At 69.2% G+C, this 22,093-nt stretch carries 21 protein-coding genes; 10 read left to right on the top strand and 11 right to left on the bottom strand.

Features of this window, described 5'->3' with window-relative positions; all coding sequences use genetic code 11:
* Positions 1 to 102 precede the first annotated feature (102 nt).
* The 4 genes from F1193_RS11865 to ndk all read right to left on the bottom strand — a co-directional run bounded on the left by F1193_RS11865 (position 103) and on the right by ndk (position 4,283).
* On the bottom strand, positions 103 to 2,172 hold the full coding sequence (locus F1193_RS11865) for a PhoX family protein (RefSeq protein WP_150097998.1): 2,070 nt from the start codon (positions 2,170 to 2,172) through the stop codon (positions 103 to 105).
* A gap of 252 nt (positions 2,173 to 2,424) precedes the next feature.
* A complete protein-coding gene (locus tag F1193_RS11860) occupies positions 2,425 to 2,892 on the bottom strand; it encodes a hypothetical protein (RefSeq protein WP_150097996.1) in 468 nt (155 codons plus the stop codon).
* 35 nt (positions 2,893 to 2,927) lie between these two features.
* On the bottom strand, positions 2,928 to 3,629 hold the full coding sequence (locus F1193_RS11855) for a TerC family protein (protein ID WP_150097994.1): 702 nt from the start codon (positions 3,627 to 3,629) through the stop codon (positions 2,928 to 2,930).
* A 231-nt stretch (positions 3,630 to 3,860) separates the two neighbouring features.
* Positions 3,861 to 4,283 (bottom strand): nucleoside-diphosphate kinase, encoded by a 423-nt coding sequence (gene ndk, locus F1193_RS11850; RefSeq protein WP_150097992.1) that lies wholly within the window; start codon positions 4,281 to 4,283, stop codon positions 3,861 to 3,863.
* Positions 4,284 to 4,482: 199 nt separating this feature from the next.
* Here ndk and F1193_RS11845 point away from each other — a divergent pair, with 199 nt between their 5' ends.
* Together F1193_RS11845 and F1193_RS11840 are read left to right on the top strand one after the other, a co-directional pair.
* Positions 4,483 to 5,004, top strand: a complete 522-nt coding sequence (locus tag F1193_RS11845) for a DinB family protein (RefSeq protein ID WP_150097990.1) — start codon at positions 4,483 to 4,485, stop codon at positions 5,002 to 5,004.
* Positions 5,005 to 5,453: 449 nt separating this feature from the next.
* Positions 5,454 to 6,716, top strand: a complete 1,263-nt coding sequence (locus tag F1193_RS11840) for a glycerate kinase type-2 family protein (RefSeq protein WP_150097988.1) — start codon at positions 5,454 to 5,456, stop codon at positions 6,714 to 6,716.
* 157 nt (positions 6,717 to 6,873) lie between these two features.
* Here the strand turns inward: F1193_RS11840 and F1193_RS11835 are convergent, their stop codons facing one another.
* The 6 genes from F1193_RS11835 to hyfB form a co-directional block, all read right to left on the bottom strand.
* Entirely contained in the window at positions 6,874 to 7,398 is a 525-nt protein-coding gene (locus F1193_RS11835) for an NADH-quinone oxidoreductase subunit B family protein (RefSeq protein ID WP_150097986.1), read from the bottom strand.
* 228 nt (positions 7,399 to 7,626) lie between these two features.
* A complete protein-coding gene (locus F1193_RS11830; protein ID WP_150097984.1) occupies positions 7,627 to 9,180 on the bottom strand; it encodes a hydrogenase large subunit in 1,554 nt (517 codons plus the stop codon).
* Between the two features lie 4 nt (positions 9,181 to 9,184).
* On the bottom strand, positions 9,185 to 10,618 hold the full coding sequence (locus tag F1193_RS11825) for a hydrogenase 4 subunit F (RefSeq protein WP_150097982.1): 1,434 nt from the start codon (positions 10,616 to 10,618) through the stop codon (positions 9,185 to 9,187).
* Complete coding sequence (locus F1193_RS11820; RefSeq protein ID WP_150097980.1) at positions 10,615 to 11,286, bottom strand: hydrogenase-4 component E; 672 nt, start codon at positions 11,284 to 11,286, stop codon at positions 10,615 to 10,617. The genes F1193_RS11825 and F1193_RS11820 overlap by 4 nt, the downstream gene beginning before the upstream one ends.
* Positions 11,287 to 11,288: 2 nt before the next feature.
* Complete coding sequence (locus F1193_RS11815; protein WP_150097978.1) at positions 11,289 to 12,269, bottom strand: respiratory chain complex I subunit 1 family protein; 981 nt, start codon at positions 12,267 to 12,269, stop codon at positions 11,289 to 11,291.
* On the bottom strand, positions 12,266 to 14,278 hold the full coding sequence (hyfB, locus tag F1193_RS11810; RefSeq protein ID WP_150097976.1) for a hydrogenase 4 subunit B: 2,013 nt from the start codon (positions 14,276 to 14,278) through the stop codon (positions 12,266 to 12,268). Before hyfB ends, F1193_RS11815 begins: the two co-directional genes overlap by 4 nt.
* Before the next feature lie 327 nt (positions 14,279 to 14,605).
* On the opposite strand from hyfB, the gene F1193_RS11805 reads away from it, so the two are divergent.
* The 5 genes from F1193_RS11805 to F1193_RS11785 all read left to right on the top strand — a co-directional run bounded on the left by F1193_RS11805 (position 14,606) and on the right by F1193_RS11785 (position 18,801).
* A complete protein-coding gene (locus tag F1193_RS11805; protein WP_126399882.1) occupies positions 14,606 to 14,887 on the top strand; it encodes an acyl carrier protein in 282 nt (93 codons plus the stop codon).
* Between the two features lie 39 nt (positions 14,888 to 14,926).
* Positions 14,927 to 15,415, top strand: a complete 489-nt coding sequence (locus tag F1193_RS11800; RefSeq protein ID WP_150097974.1) for a 3-hydroxyacyl-ACP dehydratase FabZ family protein — start codon at positions 14,927 to 14,929, stop codon at positions 15,413 to 15,415.
* A complete protein-coding gene (locus tag F1193_RS11795) occupies positions 15,408 to 16,598 on the top strand; it encodes a beta-ketoacyl-ACP synthase (RefSeq protein ID WP_150097972.1) in 1,191 nt (396 codons plus the stop codon). Before F1193_RS11800 ends, F1193_RS11795 begins: the two co-directional genes overlap by 8 nt.
* 155 nt (positions 16,599 to 16,753) lie before the next feature.
* Complete coding sequence (locus tag F1193_RS11790) at positions 16,754 to 18,037, top strand: beta-ketoacyl-ACP synthase (RefSeq protein WP_150097970.1); 1,284 nt, start codon at positions 16,754 to 16,756, stop codon at positions 18,035 to 18,037.
* Positions 18,037 to 18,801, top strand: coding sequence for an SDR family NAD(P)-dependent oxidoreductase (locus tag F1193_RS11785; protein WP_150097968.1), 765 nt, complete (start codon positions 18,037 to 18,039; stop codon positions 18,799 to 18,801). The genes F1193_RS11790 and F1193_RS11785 overlap by 1 nt, the downstream gene beginning before the upstream one ends.
* Positions 18,802 to 18,922: 121 nt before the next feature.
* Here the strand turns inward: F1193_RS11785 and F1193_RS11780 are convergent, their stop codons facing one another.
* Complete coding sequence (locus F1193_RS11780; protein ID WP_150097966.1) at positions 18,923 to 19,270, bottom strand: hypothetical protein; 348 nt, start codon at positions 19,268 to 19,270, stop codon at positions 18,923 to 18,925.
* 253 nt (positions 19,271 to 19,523) lie between these two features.
* Here F1193_RS11780 and F1193_RS11775 point away from each other — a divergent pair, with 253 nt between their 5' ends.
* The 3 genes from F1193_RS11775 to F1193_RS11765 all read left to right on the top strand — a co-directional run bounded on the left by F1193_RS11775 (position 19,524) and on the right by F1193_RS11765 (position 22,073).
* Positions 19,524 to 20,546, top strand: coding sequence for a zinc-binding dehydrogenase (locus F1193_RS11775; protein WP_150097964.1), 1,023 nt, complete (start codon positions 19,524 to 19,526; stop codon positions 20,544 to 20,546).
* A 3-nt stretch (positions 20,547 to 20,549) separates the two neighbouring features.
* Positions 20,550 to 21,500: a lipid A biosynthesis lauroyl acyltransferase gene (locus F1193_RS11770; RefSeq protein ID WP_150097962.1), complete on the top strand. Its 951-nt coding sequence runs from the start codon at positions 20,550 to 20,552 to the stop codon at positions 21,498 to 21,500.
* 165 nt (positions 21,501 to 21,665) lie between these two features.
* The gene (locus tag F1193_RS11765; RefSeq protein ID WP_150097960.1) at positions 21,666 to 22,073 is read left to right on the top strand and encodes a DUF1236 domain-containing protein; all 408 of its coding nucleotides are present in this window, start codon (positions 21,666 to 21,668) and stop codon (positions 22,071 to 22,073) included.
* The last annotated feature ends 20 nt before the right edge of the window (positions 22,074 to 22,093 follow it).

Raw genomic sequence — 22,093 nt, 5'->3', positions numbered from 1 at the left:
GATTCGCAACCAACTGGAAACAAGCAGAATCAATGCCGTGCACCTCTTCAAGCACAATCCGTGCCGGACAGCCGTGGGACGAGGCCCGGCCATGACGTTGGATCAGCCGCCGACCGGTCCGCCGTCCTTCCTGGTGATCGCCACCACCGCGGGTCGCGGCGGCACGCCGTCCTTGAAGTCGGGCCAGCGGGTGGCCGGGGCCTCGTAGGTCGCCTTGGCCTCGTCGCCGGGGTGCTGGACGGCGACGAAGAAGGTGGTGTTGTCGGGCGTGAAGCACGGCCCGCACATCTCGGCGCCGCGCGGGGTGCGGTAGAAATGGCGGGTCATCGCCCGGCCCGGCCCCTCGACATCGGCCGCCCAGATGCCGTCGGCGATGCCGAACTTCGGCGCGCCGTCGGTCGAGATCCAGATCCGGCCCTCGCGATCGAACGCCATGTTGTCTGGGCACGACAGCCAGCCATTCTCGCTGATCTCGCCGCCATAGCGGGCGCCGTCCTTGGCATTGGCCGGGTTGCCGGCGAGCAGGAAGATGCTCCAGCGATAGGCGGTGGCGGCGTGGTCGCGCTTGCCGCGCTCGCCCGGCGGAATCATCTCGATGATATGGCCGTGGGCGTTGCGGGCGCGCGGATTGGCGGCATCCTGCCGGTCGTCCTTGCGCTTGGTGTTGTTCGTGAGGTTCATGAACACCGTGCCGGTGACCGGGTTGGGCTCGACGTCCTCCGGCCGGTCCATCGGCGTGGCGCCGACGAGGTCGGCGGCGCGGCGGGTCTCGATCAGCACGTCGGCCTGGCTGTGAAAGCCGTTGGCCGAGGTCAGCGGCCCCTCGCCGAACACCAGCGGCAGCCAGGTGAGCCCGCCCTCGGCGTCGAACCGGCCGACATAAAGGGTGCCGGCATCGAGCAGGTCGGCATTGGCGGCGGGGTTGGCAGGATCGACCTTGCCCGAGGTGATGAACTTGTAGACGTACTCGAACGCCTCGTCGTCGCCGGAATAGATCACCAGCCGGCCGTCGCCATTGAGGATGGTGGTCGCCGCCTCGTGCTTGCAGCGGCCGAGCGCGGTGCGCTTCTTCGGCACCGACTTGGGATCGTAGGGATCGAACTCGACCATCCAGCCGAAGCGGTTGGGCTCGTTCGGCTCCTTCGCCACGTCGAAGCGGTCGTGGAAACGCGCCCAGTCATAGGCCGGGCGGTCGCCGATGCCCATGCGCTTGTAGTTGGCGGCCTCCGCGCCAGCGTCGGCCGAGGCGCGGAAATACTGGTGGAAGTTCTCCTCGGCGACCAGCACCGTGCCCCACGGCGTCTCGCCGCCGGCGCAGTTGTTGATCGTGCCGATCACCTTGGTGCCGGTGGGGTCGGCCTTGGTCTTCAGCCGATCGTGGCCGGCGGCCGGGCCGGTGACGACGAACTCGCTGGCCAGCGCGGTGAGCCGCCGGTTGTAGGGGCTCGTTTCGACCACCTGCCAGCGGCCGCCCTCGCGCTTGATCTCGACGACGCTCGCGCCGTGGGCGGCCAGCTCGATGTCGATCATCTCGGCGGTCTGCCTGTCGAGATCCTCCGGCCCGATGCCCGGGAACATCAGCTGGCGGTCGGTATATTCGTGGTTGACGGTGAGCAGGCCGTGGTCCGAGCTCTTCGAGCCGCGCGGCAACGGGAAGAAGCCGACATAGTCGTTGTTGTAGCCGAACTGCTTCGCCTGGGCGGCGGCGGTGAGGTTTCTCGGCTCGAACGGCGGCGCGTCGGGCAGCACCTTGTCGCCCCAGCGGATCAGCACCTGCGCGTCATAGCCCTCGGCGACGTGGTGGTCCTCGTCATAGCCGTGGGCAAGCTCCCGGAAGGTCAGGGTCGAGCCGGGCCTCGGGGCTATGGCCGCCGCCGCTGCCGGGCGCGGCAGCAGCGCGCCGGCCGTGCCGCCAGCACCGCCCAGCATGGCAACCGCAAGCGCCCCCGACATGCCCATGAGGGCGAAGCGCCGTTCGCACCGCACGGCGATGAGGTCGGCGATCGAGGGTTCGCGCGACGGGTTGACCCCGCGGTTCTCGCGGGCATCGGCCTCGACCGCGCTCCTCGCGGCGAGCAGCGCGCAGAAGGGTTCGCGATCGCTGGTGTTGACGCCGATATTCTCGCGCTCGTCCGTGGCGCGGACGGACGGAAATTCGCTGTGGGCGGTCATGGTCTGTCTCTATGTCCCGGCGGAAGGCACGCGATGCCCCGGCGCCATGCGCCGGAGACACGAACACAATATTTGGTTGCGTTCATGCTGCTTGTCGGCCATCCGTCCACTGGAGGAGGGATGACGGCAGACGCGCTTTTCGCCAGGAAATAGGCCGGTCTCGATGACAGCGTAATGACAGACGCGCCGCCCGAAGCGGCACGTCCGTTCAACCGCAGGGAGGGGTCTGCTGCGTGCCGGTCCGGTGTCGGGTCAGCCCCGGCGGCCCTGGCAGGCGTCCCACGCCGCATTGGCGCGCTCGCGAATGCCCTCGGGCATCTGGTCGCTGGCGTCGAAGGCAGCGATGTCGTCCGGCGTGAAGGTCTTGGCCACGGCTTTCGACCAGCAGCCGCAGCGGGCCGGGGCCGTCTCGTCCGGCTTGTCGCCCTCGGCCGAGCGGTACATGCAGATGTCCTGCAGGCGCAGGCGGGCCTGGTCGGCCGTCCGGATGCCGCCGTCAGGCGGCGGCGGCACGACATAGAGCGGGTTCGGCCGTTGCTCGGGCTGGCCGAACAGCGGCCGCTGGCTCACCGCCTGCGGCGGCGCCTTCGGTCCGCCCGGCTGGACCCGGCTCTGTTGAACCGGCTGGAATGCATCCTCCTCCGGCGGCACGCCACCCGCCAGAGCGGCAGCGGGTGCAAGACAGAGAACGACGAGGGCGGTGCGCGCGAGCGCAATCATGGTCTTTCATCCCAACAGACGTGTCGCCGGCGCGATCAGAGCTCTTCGATGACATCCGGGCGCCGCCGGCGGCGCGCCAGAACCCAGCCGATGGCGAGAACCAGCAGCGCACCCGAGGCGGCGACCGTCAGTTCCAGCAGATGGGGAAGCCTGGAGCCATAGAGGTCGATGATCAGCGGCTCGCTCACCACGATCTCGCCCGCCACCCAGCCGAGCAGCGCCGCGCCGGCCCAGATCATCACCGGATAGCGCTCCAGGAGCCGCATCAGCATGGCGCTGCCGGCGACGATCAGCGGAATGCTGACGATGAGGCCGAACACGATCAGGATCAGGTTGCCGCGTGCCACCGCGGCGATGGCGATGACATTGTCGAGGCTCATCACCGCGTCGGCGATGGCGATGATGCGCACCGCCCGCCACAGGCTGTCGGCCGGGGCGAGTTCGCCTTCCGCGTGGCTTTCGGCGGGAACCACCAGCTTGACCGCGACCCACACCAGCAGAGCGGCGCCGACCAGCTTGAGATAGGGCAGGCTCATCAGCTCGGTGACGACACCGGCGAACGCGATGCGCAGCGCCACCGCCGTGCCCGCGCCCAGGATCATGCCCCACAGGCGCTGTTGCGGCGGCAGATGGCGGCAGGCGAGCGCGATGACCACCGCATTGTCGCCCGACAGCAGGATGTCGACCCAGATGATCTGGAGAGCGGCGAGCCAGAATGCTGGCTGATCGAGGGACATTGGGGGCAGTCTCGCGGGGGACAGTCTCTCGGGGCAGTCCCTTGGGGGGAGAGGCACTTGCACGGCCGGGGATTGGGTCCAACCCGCTTCGCCGCCGGCGTGCCGTGAGGGCGAAACCGTCCCCACGCTTCAATGACGAGCCCGGCGCACTGGCGACGCCGGGCTTTGTCTATCATACGGTTTCCGGCCGATCAGGCCAGACGCCGGCGCCTGCGGCGCCGGCGAACCGGCTCAGCCGACGATCTCGTTGCCCGAGAAGAACTGGGCAATCTCGATCGCCGCGTTCTCGACGGAGTCGGAGCCGTGCACCGAGTTCTCGCCGATCGACTTGGCGAACTGCTTGCGGATGGTGCCCGGGGCGGCGCTGTCCGGATTGGTCGCGCCCATGATCTCGCGGTATTTTGCCACCGCGCCCTCGCCTTCCAGCACCTGCACGACCACCGGCGCCGAGGTCATCATCTCGACCAGTTCGCCGAAGAACGGCCGCGCCTTGTGGACGGCGTAGAACGTCTCGGCCTCGGCGCGCGACATGCGGATGCGCTTCTGGGCCACGATGCGCAGGCCCGACTGCTCGATCAGCGCGTTGATCGCGCCGGTCAGGTTACGGTCGGTCGCGTCGGGCTTGATGATCGAGAATGTGCGCTCGATCGCCATGGGAAACCTCACGGATTGTTGGATTGGTGGAAGATCGGAGAAATGATCGGCAGGCTCTTAGCAGCGGGCCGCCGACGCGACAAGCCGCGGCTTCCGTTGCGGGCGACGCCTGATCTAGATCAAAGCAGCCCCCGCCGGTCTTCGCCATTCTCTGCAGGTCGGTCGCGGTTCCACTGGAGCAGGGGATCTGGAGCAGGGGATGAAGAATCACTTCGTGATGCTGGCCCGCTACAATTCCTGGGCGAACCGGCGCGTTTATGACGCCGCTGCCACCGCCCCTGCCGAGGCGCTGGACCAGGATGTCGGTGCCTGCGCCGGCTCGATCATCGCGACGCTGAACCATCTCCTCCTGGTCGACCGCAACTGGATGGCGCAGCTCAATGATGGCGGCGAGGCGCCCGACAGCGTCGACGACGTGCTGATCGACGACCTCGCCGAGCTGCGCGCGGTGCGCGAGGTCGAGGACGCGCGAATCCTGTCGTTCGCCGAGCGGCTGACCGAGGGCGAGCTCGACAAGACCGTCCGCTACCACACCATCCGCCAGCCGCTGGTGGAGGAGCTGCCGCTCTCGACCGTGCTGACCTACAGCTTCACCCACCAGATCCACCACCGCGGCGAGCTGTGGGCGGGCCTGACGCGCATCGGCGCGACCGTCACACCCTACGACCTGTTGTGCTTCCACCGGGAGACCAATCCGAGCCGGCTCGCCCGGGTCGCCTGACGCCCTTTTGCCGGCCCGGTCCCCGACACCGGACGGGACGGCATGTCGAGACATCCTTCTGGAGCGTCGTAGCCGGCGTTCCGCGAGAAAGCCTGACGGACGCCACAGGCGGGGGAAGTTGGCGTACGTTCGGGCCTCAGGGACGGGCGTTCCTTTCGGAACGTCCGTCCCGTTGCTTTTTGGGCTCCCTCATCCAGCCGATGCCTGCATCAACGCCCTGCCCTTCCTGGCGGGGTCGATTCGTTTCAACGGCTTGGTGCGGAGTGTTGAGGCGTTGAATCAGGGCGTTGCGGTTGAGAGTCCGGGTCAGCGACCTGACGCTCCAGTTCAGATTCAACGCCTTGCCGTTCCGATTCAGATTCAACGCGGCCCGCGCCCTGCGCCAGAATTGTCGAGTCGCCCGAATCGCTTGGCGCCCGAGGCTCACGAATTGATTCATCCGCGCTCCAATGCCGCTCGCTGACCCGCGCGCCTTCCTCCGCCGGCTCGCCGAGGCGGCGATCGCCCGTGCCGCGCCCGACCGGGTGGCCGAACACCTGCCGCCGAAGCCCGCTGGGCGCACCGTCGTGGTCGGTGCCGGCAAGGCGTCGGCGGCGATGGCGCGCGCGTTCGAGGCGGCCTGGCCGCACCCGCTCGACGGGCTGGTGGTGACCCGCTACGGCCACGCCGTTCCCTGCCGGCGCATCGAGGTGGTCGAGGCCGCCCACCCGGTGCCGGACGCGGCCGGCGCCGACGCCGCCCGGCACATCCTGGATCTGGTCTCCGGCCTCGGCCCGGACGATCTGGTGGTGGCGCTGATGTCGGGCGGCGGCTCGGCGCTGCTGACGCTGCCCGCCGCCGGCCTGACGCTCGCCGACCTCCAGGCGGTCAATGCCGCGCTGTTGAGATCGGGCGCCGACATCGGGGCGATGAACACGCTGCGCAAGCACCTGTCGGCGATCGCCGGCGGCCGTCTTGCCGCGGCGGCCCACCCGGCCAGATTGTGGACGCTGGCGATCTCGGACGTGCCGGGCGACGATCCGGCGGTGATCGCCTCCGGCCCTACCGTGCCGGACCCGACCACGCTCGCTGAGGCCCGCGCCGTGGTCGCCCGCTATAACCTCGCGCTTCCGGCCGCCGCCGCGGCGCGGCTCGACGACCCCGCCGCCGAGACGCCGAAGCCCGGCCATCCGGCGTTCCGCAACGCCGCGTTCCGACTGGTCGCCCGGCCGCTGGAGAGCCTGCTGGCGGCAGCCGAACTGGCGCGCGCCGCCGGCATTACCCCACTCATTCTGGGTGATGCCCTCACCGGCGAGGCGCGTGAGGTCGGCACGGCGATGGCCGGCATCGCCCGCGCGGTGGCGGAGCACGACCTGCCGGTGGCGAAGCCCGCCGTGCTGCTGTCGGGCGGCGAGACCACCGTTACAGTGCGCGGCACCGGCAAGGGCGGCCGCAACAGCGAGTTCCTGCTGGGGTTCGCCTTGGCCGCGGCGGGCCTGCCCGGCACCTTCGCGCTCGCCATCGACACCGACGGCATCGACGGCAGCGAGGACAATGCCGGGGCGATCGCCACCCCCGACACCCTGGCGCGCCTTGAGGCCGCCGGCTGCGACCCGGCGGCACTGCTGGCCAACAACGACGCCTATTCCGCCTTCGCGGCGATCTCCAACCTCGTCGTCACCGGCCCGACCCACACCAATGTCAATGACTTCCGGGCGGTGCTGGTGATGTGAGGCCCCTGTCGCCCCGGACGGCGCGGATGCGGAGCATCCAGCGCCGAGCCGGGGCCGCGTTCAGGAAGAGGTGCCCTTCCGGAGGACGATCCCGGGTCTCGCTTTGCTCGCCCGGGACGACGAGAGGGATACGTCGTCGCCCGGGACGACGAGTCCGTCACCGCTTCGCGGCGGCCTGGTCCAGCAGCGCGATGAGGCCCTGCAGCAGGTCGACCGGCCGCGGCGGGCAGCCGGAGAGCGAGAGATCGACCGGAATGATCGAGGAGACCGGGCCGGCCACCGCATAGGAGCCGGCGAACACGCCGCAATTCAGGGCGCAGTCGCCGACCGCCACCACCCATTTCGGGTCGGGCGTCGCGGCATAGGTGCGCTCCAGCGCCACCTTCATGTTCTTCGCCACCGGCCCGGTGACGATCAGCCCGTCGGCGTGGCGCGGCGAGGCGACGAACTTGATGCCGAAGCGTTCGAGATCATAGATCGCGTTGCCCAGCGCATGCAGTTCCAGCTCGCAGCCGTTGCACGAGCCGGCATCGACATGGCGGATCGACAGCGCCCGCCCATGGAGCCGGCGCACCCGCCCCTCCAGCGCCGCGGCGACCTCGGCAAGCGCGGCGTCGGACGGCCCCGGCCCGTCCATGGTCGCGGGCCTCGACAGCACGGCGTTCAGGAGAAACGTGCGCATTCGACGGCTTCCGTTTGACTGGCTCGGTGTTCTTCTTCCCTCTCCCCTTGCGGGAGAGGGTGGCGAGACCGAGCTTCAGCGAGGTCGAGCCGGGTGAGGGGTCTCTTCAAACCTGCCCAATTCCCCCTCACCCGCCCTCGCTGCGCTCGGGCACCCTCTCCCCCAAGGGGAGAGGGAAAGAGCGGCTCCGGCCGACGGCTATCCCAGGCTGATCCGCCGGAACCCCTATTAAAGGTCGTGCCCCGAATAGGAGCAGTTGAAGGATTTGTTGATGATCGGGAAGTCGGCGACGATGTTGCCGTCGATCGCCACCTCCAGCAGCGGCCACTGGAACCAGGAGGCATCGCGCAGGTGCAGGCGGGCCACCGTGCCGTCCGCGGCAAGCCGCACCCACGCCACCACGTCGCCGCGGAAGGCCTCCACCATGGCGATTCCCTCGCGCACCTCGCCGGCCGGCACAACCTCCGCCTTGACCGGCCCGGCGCGCAGCTCGTCGAGGAAGGCGCGGATCAGCCGGATCGAGTCGCGCACCTCGTCGATGCGCACCCACAGCCGGGCGTCGACGTCGCCGGCCTCGCGCAAGGCGACGATGGGCGCAATGCGGTCATAGGGCGGATAGGCGTGGTCGCGCCTGGCGTCGAAATCGCGCCCCGTGGCGCGGCCGACATGACCGCCGGCCGCGAAGCGGCGGACATCGGCCGGCTTGACGAAGCCGGTGGCCACGGTGCGGTCGAGCAGCGAGGGTGTCGTATCGTAAAGCTCGACGATGCGGGCGAAGCGCGGCTCCAGCCGCGACAGCAGCACGCGGACGCGCTCGGTGCCATCGGCCGGAACGTCGCGGGCGAGCCCGCCGGGCACGATCATATCCATCATCAGCCGGTGGCCGGTGGCCGCATCCGCCGTGCGCAGCACCTCCTCGCGCAGCAGGCCGCACTGCGTCAGCATCAGGGCGAAGGCGGCGTCGTTGCACACCGCGCCGATGTCGCCGAGATGGTTGGCGAGGCGCTCCAGCTCGGCCAGCACGCCGCGCAGAAGGTGCGCGCGCGGCGGCGGTGCGATGCCGAGCGCCGCCTCGACGGCGCGGGCGAAGGCCAGCGCATAGGCCACGGTGGAATCGCCCGACACCCGCCCGGCGAGCTTGGCCGCCCGCTCCAGCGATGCGCCGGCCGCCAGCCCCTCGACGCCCTTGTGGACGTAGCCCAGCCGCTCCTCCAGCCGCACCACCGCCTCGCCATTGGCGGTGAAGCGGAAATGGCCGGGCTCGATGATGCCGGCATGAACCGGGCCGACCGGGATCTGGTGCAGCCCCTCCCCCGTCACCGGCAGGAACGAATAGTCGGCCGGCTGGGGCTCGCCCGCGCGCGCGGCGAGCGGCGTGCCGGTGCCCCAGACTCCGTGATCGAGCCACGGCCGCGCGTCCAGGGCGCCCTCCGGAATGTGGCCATAGAGGTCGCGGATCGCCCGCTCCAGCCGGATCGCCGGCGGATGGTGGGCGCCGACCGAAGGGAACCGGCCGTCCGGTACCGGCAGCGAGGCCACCGCCACGCCGCCCACCGGGGCCGCAATCGCCCCACGCACCGCCATGTGGACGGCATCGGCGTCGGCGAACAGCGCCACCAGATCGCCCTCGCGGCGGCCGAGCGCCATGGCCAGCGCCGTCCAGGCCGCCGCGTCTTGCAGCACGAAGCGCGGCCAGGGCCGGTGGGCCACAACGGGCTCCGCCCCCGCGAACGGATCGGCGGCGGGGGTGGTCTCAGGCGATGAGGTCGAGGGCGCCGTCATTGCGTCACCCGAGCTGCGCCGCCACCGTCTCGAACCAGCGGCGCACCGGATCGGGCAGCCACAGGCCGGCGACGAGGACGAGGATCATGTGGACATAGACCGGCAGCAGCGAGGCCTGCCGCGGCGCGTAGGCCGGGTTCGGCGTGCCGAACAGCACGTCCTGCAGGCGCCAGATCAGCGCGCCGAAGCCGATGAGAAGGCCGATGGCGAGCGGCACCGCCAGAAGCGGCTGGCGGGCGAAGCTCGACGACACCACCAGGAACTCGCTGACGAACACGCCGAACGGCGGCAGGCCGGCGATCGCCAGCACGCCGAAGGCGAAGGCCACCGCCAGCCCCGGATGGCTGACCGACAGGCCGCGAATATCGGCGAAGCGCTGGGAGTGCGTGACCTGGGCGATGTGGCCGACCGCGAAGAAGATCGCCGACTTGGTGAGCGAGTGCATGGTCATGTGCATCAGGCCGGCGAAATTGGCCAGCGGCCCGCCCATGCCGAAGGCGAAGGCGACGATGCCCATGTGCTCGATCGAGGAGTAGGCAAAGAAGCGCTTGATGTCGACGCGCCGGTACAGCATCACCGCGGCGAAGATCAGCGACACCAGCCCCATGACGATCAGCACCGGGCCGACCGGAATGGTGGCGGGATTGCCGGCGAGGATGATCTTGAAGCGCAGCAGCGCGTAAAGCGCGACATTGAGCAGGAGCCCGGACAGCACCGCCGAGACCGGCGTCGGCCCTTCCGCATGGGCATCCGGCAGCCAGGCGTGCAGTGGCACGAGGCCCGCCTTGGTGCCGTAGCCGATGAGCAGGAACACGAAGGCAAGCGACAGCAGCCCGGGGTCGAGCGTCGCGGCGCTGGCCTTGAGGTTGGTCCAGGCCATCGAGGCGAGGCCGCCGCCGAGCTGCTGCTCGGCGGCCACATAGACGAAGATGGTGCCGAGGAACGCCAGGGCGATGCCGACCGAGCCCAGGATGAAGTATTTCCAGGCCGCCTCCAGCGCCTGCGGCGTGCGGTAGATGCCGACCATCATCACGGTGGAGACGGTGGCGACCTCGATGCCCACCCACATCAGGCCGATATTGTTGGAGATCAGCGCCAGCACCATGGCGCCCATCATCGCCTGATACATGGCGTGATAGAGCCCGAGGATGCGCGGCGTCAGCCGGCCGGTCTCCAGTTCGTGGCCGATATAGGCGGCCGAGAAGATGGCGGTGGTGCAGCCGATGAAGGCGTTGAGCAGGATCAGGTAGATGTTGAAATCATCGACCAGGAACAGCTCGGTGACGAACGGGCCGCTGACGAGCAGCCACACCGCCGCGGCAAGGCTCGCCACCGAGAAGGCGACGTTGAGGCCGGCGCTGAGGCGGTAGTCGGCGGAGAGCACGAGAACCGCCACCGCGAAGGACGGAACGCAAAGGACGGCTATGAGGGGGGTCATGCGCCGTCCTGCTGTTCGCCGCGGTAGCGTTCGAGGGTGCCGATGTCGACGGTGTCGAAGCGCTCGCGGATGCGGAAGACGAACACGCCGAACACGATGAAGGCGATCAGCACCGAGAAGGCGACCGACACCTCCACCACCAGCGGCATGCCCTTGGCGCCGGCAGCGGCCAGGATCAGCCCGTTCTCCAGCGACATGAAGCCGACGATCTGGCTCACCGCGTTGCGCCGGGTGATCATCATCAGCAGGCCGAGCAGCACCACCGCCAAGGCGAAGGCGAGATCCTCGCGTGCCAGCGGGTTGGCGTATTCGGTGGCCGGCATGACCACCAGCACCGCCAGCGCGGTGAGCGCCAGGGCGGCGATCAAAGTCGGGCCGACGCCGACCACCGTCTCGATCTCGCGGTGGATGCCGAGCCGGCGGACCATGGCGTGCAACGCGGCCGGGATGACGATGCCCTTGAACACGAAGGCGATGCCGGCGGTGATCCACAGATGGCCGGCGCCCTGCACCTCGGCCTGCCAGCCGACCGCGGCGCCGAGCAGCATGGCGTGGGCGGCGAAGACGTTGAGCATCGCCGTCAGCCGGTCCTGATAGAGCAGCACCATGCTGACCACGACCATGAGGCCGGAGAGCAAATGGGCGAGGTCGAAGGCAAAATCGCCCATTCTCAGAACCCTCGCGACACGAACAGCAGGAGCGCCGCCATCGAGGCCAGCGCAAACGCGCCGCCGACGAAATCGGTGACCCGGAACACCCGCATCTTGGCCACCGACACCTCGATGACCGCTACCGCCACGCCGAGCCCGACCAGCTTGGCGAAATAGGTGACGAGCCCGATGGCCATCGCCACCGGATCCTCGGTCGAGGTCGCCATGCCGAACGGCACGAACAGGCAGGCGATCAGCGACAGGTAGGCGGTGAGCTTGAGCGCCGCCGCCCACTCGATCATGGCGAGGTGGCGGCCGGAGTATTCCAGCACCATCGCCTCGTGCACCATGGTCAGTTCGAGGTGGGTGGCGGGATTGTCGACCGGGACGCGGCCGGTCTCGGTCAGCGCCACCACCATCAGCGCGACCAGGCAGAGCGCCAGCGAGATGCGCAGGCCCACCGGCTGCAGCAGCAGGTGGTCGGCAATGGCGGAGAGCAGCGTGGTGCCGGCGAGCAGCGCCACGGTGAAGGTGATCATCAGCAGCGCCGGCTCTGCCAGCGAGGCGAACAGTATCTCGCGCGAGGTGCCGATGCCGCCGAAGGCGGTGCCGACATCCATGCCGGCCAGCGCCAGGATGAAGCGCGCCGTACCGAGCAGCGCGACGATGGCGATGAGATCGGCAGACCAGGAGAACATCAGGCCGGTGGCGAAGCTCGGCACCAGCGCCGCCGCCACCCAGGTGGCGGCAAACTGGCCATAGGGCGCCATGCGGAACAGCGGCGAGGCGGTCTCCGCCACCACCGCCTCCTTGTGCATCAGCCGCCACAGCTCGCGATAGGGCTGGAAGACCGGCGGGCCGCGGCGGCTGAGAAGGCGTGCCTTGACCTTGCGGATGAGGCCGACCAGCGCCGGCGCGATCACCAGCATCAGCAGCATCTGGCAGCCCTGCCAGACGAGCTCGTGCAGCGACAGGCCAATCAACGCGGGATCCCCGGTCATCGCCACAGCACCACCACGACGAGAAGCAGCACCAGCGCCGCGAACATCAAGGTCAGATAGCGGCGGATGGTGAGGAATTGCAGGATGTTGAACTGCCACGACAGGAGTTCGACGAGGCGCGCGAGCGGCACGTAGAATAGCGACCACACCGGATCGGTCATCGACAGGCGGAACTCGGCGGGCGCCGTGCTGCCGGGCGGCGGCATGGCGATCTGCTGGCGCACGCGCAGGGCGATCGGGCCGAACACCCGGCGAATCGGCTGGCCGAGACTCGACGCCGTGTACTGGGTGGCGGGGGACGCATCGGGGAAGCCGCAGTCCCAGGCCGGGGCGCGGCGGGTGGCGCGCGTGGCGATGCGGTGCACTCCCCAGGACGCCAGGAACGACGACACCAGAAGAAAGACGGCGATCATGAAGCCGTTATAGGTGGAGCGCGTGCCATCGAACGGTGTCAGCGTCAGCGGCACCGGCCCCGCCTGCGCCGGCAGGCCGGCATTGACAAGCTGCAGGGTCGCCGGCCGCAGCGCCTCGACCACCAGCGGCGCCAGCACGCCGCCGGCGATGCACAGGCCCGCCATCAGCGCCATGGCGGCGAGCGACACGCGGTCGACCTCGTGGGCGGCCGCCGCCTCCGGCGAGCGTGGCCGGCCGAGGAAGGCGATGCCATAGGCACGCACGAAGCAGGCGGCGGCCAGCGCCGCCACCAGCGCCAGCACCGCGCCGACCGCCGGCACCAGGAAGCGCAGGCCCTCCACCGGCAGCGCCGGGCTGGCCAGGATCGCCTGGAACACCATCCACTCCGAGGCGAAGCCGTTGAGCGGCGGCAGCGCCGAGATGGCGGCGGCACCGATCAGCATCAGCGCGCCGGTCGCCGGCATGCGGTTGAACAGGCCGCCGAGCTTTTCGAGATCCTTGGAGTGGGCCGCGTGCAGCACCGCCCCGGCGCCGCAGAACATCAGGCTCTTCATCACCGCGTGGTTGGCGACGTGAAACAGCGCCGCGGTGAGCGCCACCGCCGCCGGTGCGGCGAGGTGCGTCGCGGTGAACGCCACCGCCAGCCCGAGCGCCACATAGATGATGCCGATGTTCTCGATGGTCGAGAACGCCAGCAGCCGCTTGAGGTCGCGCTCCACCAGCGCCTGCAGCAGGCCGATCAGCGCGGTGGAGATGCCGGCGAACAGGAACGGCAGAGCCCAATACCATTGCGGCGTCGGCATCAGGTCGAACACCAAGCGGATGGTGCCGTAAATGGCAACCTTGGTCATCACCCCCGACATCAGCGCCGAGACGTGGCTCGGCGCGGCCGGGTGAGCGAGCGGCAGCCAGACGTGCAGCGGCACGAGACCGGCCTTGGAGCCGGTGCCGATCAGGATCAGCACCAGCGCCAGCTCCGGCATCCAGCCGGTCAGGGTGCGGGCGCGAATGGCGGCGAACGCATAGTCGCCGGCGTGCCCGGCCAGCACGCCGAAGGCGAACAGCAGCGCGAACGCCCCGCCGCAGGCCATCAGCAGATAGAGGTGGGCGGCGCGGCGCGCTTCGGGATCCTCGTGGCGGGCCGCCACCATGCCCCAGGACGCCAGCGACATGAACTCCCAGCCGATCAGGAAGGTGAAGGCGTCGTCGGCGATCAGCACCACGTTCATGCCGATCAGGAACAGCGGATAGAGCGCCAGCACCCGGCCGGGGTGCTCGTGGCGGCCGTAGCCAACCGCATAGAGGCTGACGAGAGCCGCCACCGCATTCACCACCACCAGGAAGACAAGGCTCAGCGAATCGATTCGCAGCCTGATGCCGACCCCCGGCAGCCCGCCGGGCAGCGCCAGCGCGGCAGGCGACTCGCCAAGAAATCCGTGGACAACGGCAAATCCGGCGCCGCCCGCGGCGGCCAGGGCGGAGAGCCCATAGACGACGTCCGAGGCCCCCTGGCGGCGCAGCCCCACCACGCCTGCGGCGGCAGCCGCGAGCAGCAGGCCGAAGGTGAGGCTCACATGGAGCACAAACAGGCTCACCGCACGCTCCGCCGGTGGACAGCCGCCCTCGCGACGAAAACGCCCGGTGCTCTCGGACCGACATGGCCGGCCGCGTGGATCACCACCCCGTCACTCCCTGATTCTCGGATGATCATTCCCGAATTTGCGGCCGAAACCAATAAGCGAGCGAGAATGGAGATTGGATTTGCGCTACCCTTGGACGACTTAAGCGCCATTGAACTCGTGCGGCCAACCCGGTAAGAGGGTCGCCACATTCGGGGCTTCCACCTGGGGCCGTAGCGGTCCGAAACGGCCTATGGTGCGGCCGGAGTGCCGTTCGCTCCCTTTAAAGAGCAAGGTTGCGAGATGTCTTCCACATTCGATACCGTCGCAAATATCATTTCTGAAACCTGCGACATTCCGCGCGAGAAGATCACGGCGCAGAGCCACGCCATTGACGATCTCGGCATCGACAGTCTTGATTTTCTTGACATCGCCTTTGCGATCGACAAGGCCTTCGGCATCAAGTTGCCGCTTGAGCAGTGGACGCAGGAAGTCAACGAAGGCAAGGCTTCCACGGAACAGTATTTCGTGCTCGAAAATCTTTGTGCGCGGATCGACGATCTGATCAAGGCCAAGGGGGCATGATCGAGCGCTTGACCGGCGCCGGCGACTGAGGCCCCCAACGTGCGTCTTGAGTACTTCGAACTGATCGACCGAATCATCGACATCGACCTCTCGGCCGGCACCATCCGGACCGAGGCGGTCGTGCCGCATGAAAGCACCGTGTTCGAGGGGCATTTCCCGGGCTATCCGCTGATGCCCGGGGTGCTGCTCTGCGAAACCATGGCCCAGACCTGCGGCTGGCTGTCGATGGCCAAGCTCAACTTCACCCGCATGGCGTTCCTCGCCGGCTTCAAGGAGGTGAAGCTGCGCACCTTCGTGACGCCGGGAACCCTGCTTGAGGGCCACGGCCAGCTCCTGCACGAAGGGTCCGGCTTCACCCGGCTGCGCTGCCAGGTCTTGGCCGGCGGCAAGACGGTGTGCGATTCCGAGCTCAGCATGCGGCTGATGCCGTTCCTGAACGACGCTTTCAAGGCGATGGTGATGGACCGTGCGGCCCGCCTCTCCTTCCCCTTCGCCGCCCTAGAGTCACCCGAGGCCAACAATGCCTGATCGCCGCGAAGCCTGGATCACCGGCATCGGGCTGGTTTCTTCGCTCGGCGAAGGACTGGAGGCCCACTACACGGCGCTCACCAGCGGCGCCGGCCCCACGGTCGACGAGACCCGGTTCGCGCCCTACCCGGTCCATCCGATGGCGCCGCTCGATCTCGACAAGCAGATCCCCAAACGGGGCGATCAGCGGCAGATGGAGCCGTGGCAGCGCTACGGCACCTACACAGCCGGCCTGGCGCTGGAGAGCGCGGGGATCAAGGGCAACACCGAGATCCTGTCGCGGACCCACATGATCGTCGCCGCCGGCGGCGGCGAGCGCGACAATTCCGTCGACATCAAGATCCTCGACGGCCTGCGCACCGCCGAGTCCAAGGGGCGGTTCCTCAACGACCGGCTGATGGGCGACCTCAGGCCGACGCTGTTTCTCGCCCAGCTCTCGAACCTGCTCGCCGGCAACATCTCGATCGTCCACGGCGTGGTCGGCTCGTCGCGCACCTTCATGGGCGAGGAGGCCTCGGGCGTCGATGCCGTCCGCATCGCGCTGTCGCGCCTGATCGGCGGCACCGGCGACATCTTCCTGGTCGGCGGCGCGTTCAATGCCGAGCGCGAGGACATGCTGCTCCTGTTCGAGCTCGGCGGCGCGCTGCTGCACGGCGCCTATGCCCCGGTGTGGGAGCGGGCGGCGCGCGGCGGCGGGCTGGCGCTGGGCTCGATGGCGGCGTTCCTGGTGCTGGAGGAGAAGGCCCACGCGCTGGCGCGCGGCGCCAAGCCGTTCGCCAGGCTCGCGGCGGTGCAGTCCGGCCGCTCGCGGCGCAATGCGGGCGACGTGGCGGCGTCGATCAGCGGCCATCTCGATGCGCTCGGCCCGCTCGACCCGGCCTCGTCGGCGATCCTGTCCGGTGCGGTCGGCACGGAGACCGCGACCAGCGAGGAGCGCGCGGCGCTCGCCGGGCGCGGCCTGCCGGTTCGGGCGACCGCGAGCCTGATCGGCGCGGGGATCGAGTCGCAGTTCCCGGCCAACGTCGCGCTGGCGGCGATTGCCCTGTCGAAGGGCGCGCTCTTCGCGCCCTTCGGAAGTGACGCCATCGAGGCGCCGTTCACCGGGCCGCTCAGGCAGATGGCGGTGACCTCCGTCGGGCACTGGCGGGGCGAGGCGGCGGCGCTGGTCGAGGCGGTCGACTGAGACGGGCTCCGGTTGGTCCCTTCGGGATACCGGTAGCGGACTCGCCGAAATATCCTTGTTCGCAGACGGGGTTTTCGGCGAGTGGAATACGAAGCTCCGGCTTGATCAGCCGGAGATCGTATCATTGAACGAAATCGCAAAGCGAGGATCAGGACATGGCTGGCGAACGTCGCGACAGGCAGGGCCGGCCGGTGGTCGCCATCACCGGCATGGGCGTGGTGACCTCGCTCGGAATTGGCAAGGCCGACAACTGGGCGGCCATCATGGCCGGCAAATCGGGCCTTTCGACCATCAAGCGCTTTCCGCTGGACGGGCTCAAGACCACCGTCGCCGGCACCATCGACTTCATCCCGGCCGAGCCGTTCTGCGCCGCCGAGCTGACCGAGCGCCTCGCCCATGTCGCGGTCGAGGAGGCCCTGGCCGAGGCGGCCATCGGCCGCAAGGGCTACTTCCCCGGCCCGCTGTTCCTGGCGATGCCGCCGGTCGAGACCGAGTGGGAGCAGCGCGAGGCGGTGCTGGCCGCGGGACCGACGGCCGAACCGGTCACCTACGCCACGCTCCTGGCCGGCGCCGCGACGGGGAAGTTCCGCGCCTGGGGCGAGCGCTTCCTGTTCGGCTCGGTCGCCGACCATGTCGCCGAGCGGTTCGGCACCCAGGGCTCGCCGATCACGCTGTCGACCGCCTGCGCCTCCGGCGCCTCGGCGATCCAGCTCGGCGTCGAGGCCATCCGCCGCGGCGAGACACGGGCTGCGCTCTGCGTCGGCACCGACGCCACGGTGAACCTCGAATCGCTGGTGCGATTCTCGCTGCTGTCGGCGCTGTCGACCGCCAACGAGCCGCCTGAGGAGGCTTCCAAGCCCTTCTCCAAGAACCGCGACGGCTTCGTGATGGCCGAAGGCGCCGCCGCTCTGGTGCTGGAGGACTATGACGCGGCGATCGCGCGGGGTGCGCGCATCCTCGGCATTGTCGAGGGCGTGGGCGAGCTCGCCGATTCGTTCCACCGCACCCGCGCCTCGCCGGACGGCAAGCCGGTGATCGGCTGCATCCGGAACGCGCTGGCCGATGCCAGCGTCGGGCCGGAGGCGATCGATCATGTCAACGCCCACGGCACCGGCACGCCGGAAAACGACAAGATGGAATACAACTCGATGAACGCCGTGTTCGGCGATCTGCTCAAGGCGCTGCCGGTGTCGTCCAACAAGTCGATGGTCGGCCACACGCTATCGGCGGCCGGCGCCATCGAGACGGTGTTCTCGATCCTCACCATGGTCAACAGCCGCATCCCGCCGACCATCAACTACAAGGTTCCCGATCCGGCGATCCCGCTCGACGTGGTGCCGAACGTCGCCCGCGATGCCGAGGTGGCGCGGGTGCTGTCGAACTCGTTCGGCTTCGGCGGCCAGAACGTCTGCCTGGTGCTGGCGCGGGAGCCGGCGTGATGGCCGAAGCTGCGAAAAGCCGCCGCATTCTGCTCACCGGCGGCGGCCGCGGCGTCGGCGCCGCCAGCGTGCGGGCGCTGGCCCAGGCCGGGTTCGACGTCACCTTCACCTACCGCTCGGCCAGCGCCGAGGCGGACGCGCTCGTCGCCGAGCTCAAGGCCGCCCACCCAGGCCAGAGCTTCGAGACGCGCGCGCTCGACCTCACGGACCGGGCGGCGGTCGAGGCGGTCGCCTCAGCGGTCGCCGACGAGAGCTATTTCGGCTTCGTCCACAATGCCGGCATGCCCTACGACACGCTGGCGGCGATGATGGACCAGGACAAGGCCGAGGTGCTGATGCAGGTGAACTACTGGTCGTTCACCCGGCTCGCCAAGGCGGTGGTGCGCGGCATGATGCGGGCGCGGGCCGGGCGCATCGTCGGCATCGGCTCGATCGCGGCCTTGCGCGGCAGCCAGGGCAACGCGCCCTATGCCGGCTCGAAGGCGGCGATGATCGGCTACGCCCAGACGCTGGCGACGGAAAGCGCCCGGCGCGGCATCACCGTCAATGTGATTGCGCCGGGCTTCGTCGACACCGACATGCTGGCGCCCTACGCCGCCTTCCGCGAGAAGATGGAGGCGCAGATTCCGCTCGGCCGCTTCGTCAAGCCGGACGAGGTGGCGGGGCTCGTCGCCTTCCTGCTGTCGCCGCCGGCCGGGGCGCTCACCGGCCAGACGCTGGTGATCGACGGCGGCCTGTCCAGCACGCTGACCCTGCAGCGCTGATCGCCACAGGCGGGCGCTACCAAGCCGGCGGGCGCAGCCCCCTCCTGCCCTCTCCCCTTTCGGAAGAGGGAGAAAAGAGGCCGAGCCGATCGCCGCCGAGCCGATTGCCTAGGACTCCGACTCAGCCCTTCGCCTTCTCGACGGCGGCCTTGTACTCGCGCTCCAGCCGGCTCAGCTCCCAGCGCGCGCGCCAGGCCAGACCCGTATGCAGCAACCCGCCGACGATCAGCGCGCACAGGAGCCAGAGCTTGAGCATCGCCAGATTGACCGACTCATCGGTGCGCATGCCCTGCGCATTGATGCAGGCGACCTGCTTGTCCTCGACCTCCATGCCGGTCTCCGGCACGGTGTATTTGGTGATGAAGAACTCGATATGCTGTCCCTTGCCGCACAGCGCCTCGGCAATTGCGGGAACGCGCAGGAAGCTGGTGCGATAGACCATATAGCCGCTGATCATGGTGGACAGCATGATCACCGTGATCGAAAACCCAACCCAACCCAGAAAGCTGCGGCGCCGCGGCCGCAGAGCCCTCGTCTGCGCCGAGGGCTGTTGCGTTCCTTGTTCCGACATGCCGTAGTCTCCCTCTCGTTCCGCTCGTCTGAACGCCAATGCCGACGTCCCTCTGTTGACGGCGGCGGCGCCAGCCTATAGCCCCGCCCCAGTCCTGCCGCCAGCCCCGCCATCAGCCGGCGGGTGCGGCACGTTTTCGGAGCAGTATCCCATGCGTGCGCTCAGACTCCATGGTGACCGCGATCTGCGCCTCGACGAGATGGCGCCCCCTGCCCCGCCGGCGCCGGGCGAGGTGCAGATCCGCATCAAGGCCATCGGCCTCAACCATATCGACGTGTGGGGATATCGCGGCATGGCGTTCGCCAAGCGCGCGCTGCCGCTGGTGGTGGGGGCGGAGGCGGCCGGCGAGATCGCGGCGCTCGGCGAGGGCGTGAGCGATTTCGCCATCGGTCAACCGGTGGTGATGTATGGGGCGCTGACCTGCAACCACTGCAAGGCCTGCCGCGAGGGCCGCGACAATCTGTGCGAGAACGTCGCCGGCGTGCTCGGCTTCCATGTCGACGGCTTCGCCCGCGACGTGATGAACCACCCGGCGCGCCTGACCATTCCGGTGCCGGCCGGCGTCTCGTTCCAGGCCGCCGCCTGCGCGCCCATCGCCTATTCCACCGTCGAGCACATGCTGTTCGACAACGCCAGGCTGGAGCCCGGCGAGACCATCCTGGTGCAGGCCGGCGGCTCCGGCATCGGCACGGTGGCGATCCTGATGGCCAAGGCCATCGGCTGCACGGTCATCGCCACGGTCGGCGACGACGAGAAGGCCGAGAAGGCCAAGGCGCTGGGCGCCGACCATGTGATCAACTACCGCAAGGACCGCTTCGCCACCATCACCCGCCGGCTGACCGGCAAGAAGGGCGTCGACGTGGTGTTCGAGCATGTCGGCGCCGAGACCTGGAACGATTCGCTGCTGTGCCTGAAGCGCGGCGGGCGGCTCGTCACCTGCGGCTCGACCTCGGGCGTCTCGGTGCAGATGAACCTGATGCAGCTGTTCCAGCAGCAGTACCGCATCATCGGCTCGTTCGGTGCGCCGATGGCGGCGATTCGCCGCTCGCTGGACAAGATCGCCGCCGGCATGGGGCCGGTGATCGATACCGAGCTGCCGGTCGAGCGCTTCGCCGAGGGCCTGGAGCGGCTGGAAAGCCGCAAGGTGTTCGGCAAGATCATCGTGACCTTCTAACCCATGCGCTATCACGTCCTTCGCGCCAAGCTGCTCATCGCCCGCGCCCGGCATACGCTCGTCCGCGCCGGGCTGAAGGTGGTCGATGCGCTGTTCGCGGCCATCACCCTCGGCGCCCTGAAGCTGGCGCGGCGCGCCGATCCGGACCGGATGAGCGACGTCATGGGCCGGGTGGCCCGGCGGTTCGGGCCGATCCTGCCGGTCAGCCGCACCGGACGGGCCAATCTGCGCGCCGCCTTCCCGGCCAAGAGCGCCGCCGAGATCGAGGAATTGCTCGCCGGCTGCTGGGAGAATCTCGGCCGGGTCGCCGGCGAGTTTCCGCACATCGATCGGCTGTGGGACTTCAACCGCGAGCAGCCCGGCAGCGGGCGCATCGAGACGCCCTCGGTCGCGCTCTACGACCGGCTGCGCGACGACGGCAAGCCGGCGCTGATCTTCGCCGCCCACCTCGCCAACTGGGAGCTGCCGGCGGTGGCCGCCGCCGCCCACGGCCTCAAGGCCGCCGTGCTCTACCGCGCCCCCAACAATCTCAAGATCGCCGATGCGATCGAGCAGGTGCGCGAGAACGCCATGGGCACGCTGATCGCCTCGGGCCCCGACGCGGTGCTGACGATGGCCGGCGTGCTGGAGCGCGGCGAGCACCTCGGCATGCTGGTCGACCAGCGCTTCGGCCGCGGCGTCCCGGTGACCTTCTTCGGTCGGCGCTGCATGGCCAACCCGACCATCGCCCGCCTCGCCCGGCTCTATCCCGACGTGCCGGTCCACGGCGTGCGGGTGATCCGCCTGCCCGACCACCGCTTCCGCGTCGAGCTGACCGAGCGGCTCGATCTGCCGCAGGCGAAGGACGGCAGCATCGACGTGCAGGCCTCGATGCAGATGATCACCTCGATCATCGAGGACTGGGTGCGCGCCTATCCCGAACAGTGGCTGTGGCTGCACCGCCGCTGGCGGTGATGCGCGCCTGCGCCGTGAACACGCGCCCGCTCCGCGCCAGCGTTTTCATGCTCCGTTCCGCCACGCCTTTGCATCGGCTCGCTCTCCCGGCGCCGGAACATGGGCTTCGAACGTTTGTTGGTGATTGAGCGCGGGCCGTGGGCTCACGCATAACGGGAGATCACCATGCGACAAACATTTCTCGCGGCGACCGCGATTCTGGCGGTCGCGGTCGTACCCTTTGCCGCCCAGGCTCAGGACGGTGCCGCAGGCGGCGCCGCAGCCGGAGCAGTCGGCGGCGCCATCGTCGGCGGCCCCGTGGGCGCCGTGGTTGGCGGCGTCGGCGGCGCCATCGTCGGTGGCCTGTCGGACGAGACCCGGCCGCGCTTCCTCCAATACGTGGTGCGGGAAAAGCGCCGGTCCTACACCTACGACGGCGATGTCGCGGTGGGCTCGGAATTGCCGTCCTCCGGCGTCACCTACTACGAAGTCCCGGCGGAATACGGCGTGAAGAGCTATCGCTATACGGTGGTGAACAACCGCACCGTCTTGGTCGACCCGCGCACCCACCGCATCGTCCAGATCGTCGAGTGATCGCGCGGCCCGGGTTCATT

Source organism: Blastochloris sulfoviridis, from assembly GCF_008630065.1.
GTDB lineage: Bacteria > Pseudomonadota > Alphaproteobacteria > Rhizobiales > Xanthobacteraceae > Blastochloris > Blastochloris sulfoviridis.
Note: the sequence above shows the minus strand (reverse complement) of the source record. Positions and strands in the feature narration are given on the sequence as shown.

Coding starts and splice junctions, on each gene's coding strand:
- F1193_RS11830 (WP_150097984.1), bottom strand. CDS start 9,180: ATGACGGCGCCCTCGACCTCATCGCCTGAGACCACCCCCGCCGCCGAT.
- F1193_RS11845 (WP_150097990.1), top strand. CDS start 4,483: ATGAAGAATCACTTCGTGATGCTGGCCCGCTACAATTCCTGGGCGAAC.
- F1193_RS11840 (WP_150097988.1), top strand. CDS start 5,454: ATGCCGCTCGCTGACCCGCGCGCCTTCCTCCGCCGGCTCGCCGAGGCG.
- F1193_RS11865 (WP_150097998.1), bottom strand. CDS start 2,172: ATGACCGCCCACAGCGAATTTCCGTCCGTCCGCGCCACGGACGAGCGC.
- F1193_RS11855 (WP_150097994.1), bottom strand. CDS start 3,629: ATGTCCCTCGATCAGCCAGCATTCTGGCTCGCCGCTCTCCAGATCATC.
- F1193_RS11815 (WP_150097978.1), bottom strand. CDS start 12,269: ATGACCGGGGATCCCGCGTTGATTGGCCTGTCGCTGCACGAGCTCGTC.
- F1193_RS11775 (WP_150097964.1), top strand. CDS start 19,524: ATGCGTGCGCTCAGACTCCATGGTGACCGCGATCTGCGCCTCGACGAG.
- F1193_RS11825 (WP_150097982.1), bottom strand. CDS start 10,618: ATGACCCCCCTCATAGCCGTCCTTTGCGTTCCGTCCTTCGCGGTGGCG.
- F1193_RS11790 (WP_150097970.1), top strand. CDS start 16,754: ATGGCTGGCGAACGTCGCGACAGGCAGGGCCGGCCGGTGGTCGCCATC.
- F1193_RS11805 (WP_126399882.1), top strand. CDS start 14,606: ATGTCTTCCACATTCGATACCGTCGCAAATATCATTTCTGAAACCTGC.
- F1193_RS11820 (WP_150097980.1), bottom strand. CDS start 11,286: ATGGGCGATTTTGCCTTCGACCTCGCCCATTTGCTCTCCGGCCTCATG.
- F1193_RS11785 (WP_150097968.1), top strand. CDS start 18,037: ATGGCCGAAGCTGCGAAAAGCCGCCGCATTCTGCTCACCGGCGGCGGC.
- F1193_RS11780 (WP_150097966.1), bottom strand. CDS start 19,270: ATGCTGTCCACCATGATCAGCGGCTATATGGTCTATCGCACCAGCTTC.
- F1193_RS11765 (WP_150097960.1), top strand. CDS start 21,666: ATGCGACAAACATTTCTCGCGGCGACCGCGATTCTGGCGGTCGCGGTC.
- F1193_RS11795 (WP_150097972.1), top strand. CDS start 15,408: ATGCCTGATCGCCGCGAAGCCTGGATCACCGGCATCGGGCTGGTTTCT.
- F1193_RS11770 (WP_150097962.1), top strand. CDS start 20,550: ATGCGCTATCACGTCCTTCGCGCCAAGCTGCTCATCGCCCGCGCCCGG.
- F1193_RS11835 (WP_150097986.1), bottom strand. CDS start 7,398: ATGCGCACGTTTCTCCTGAACGCCGTGCTGTCGAGGCCCGCGACCATG.
- F1193_RS11860 (WP_150097996.1), bottom strand. CDS start 2,892: ATGATTGCGCTCGCGCGCACCGCCCTCGTCGTTCTCTGTCTTGCACCC.
- ndk (WP_150097992.1), bottom strand. CDS start 4,283: ATGGCGATCGAGCGCACATTCTCGATCATCAAGCCCGACGCGACCGAC.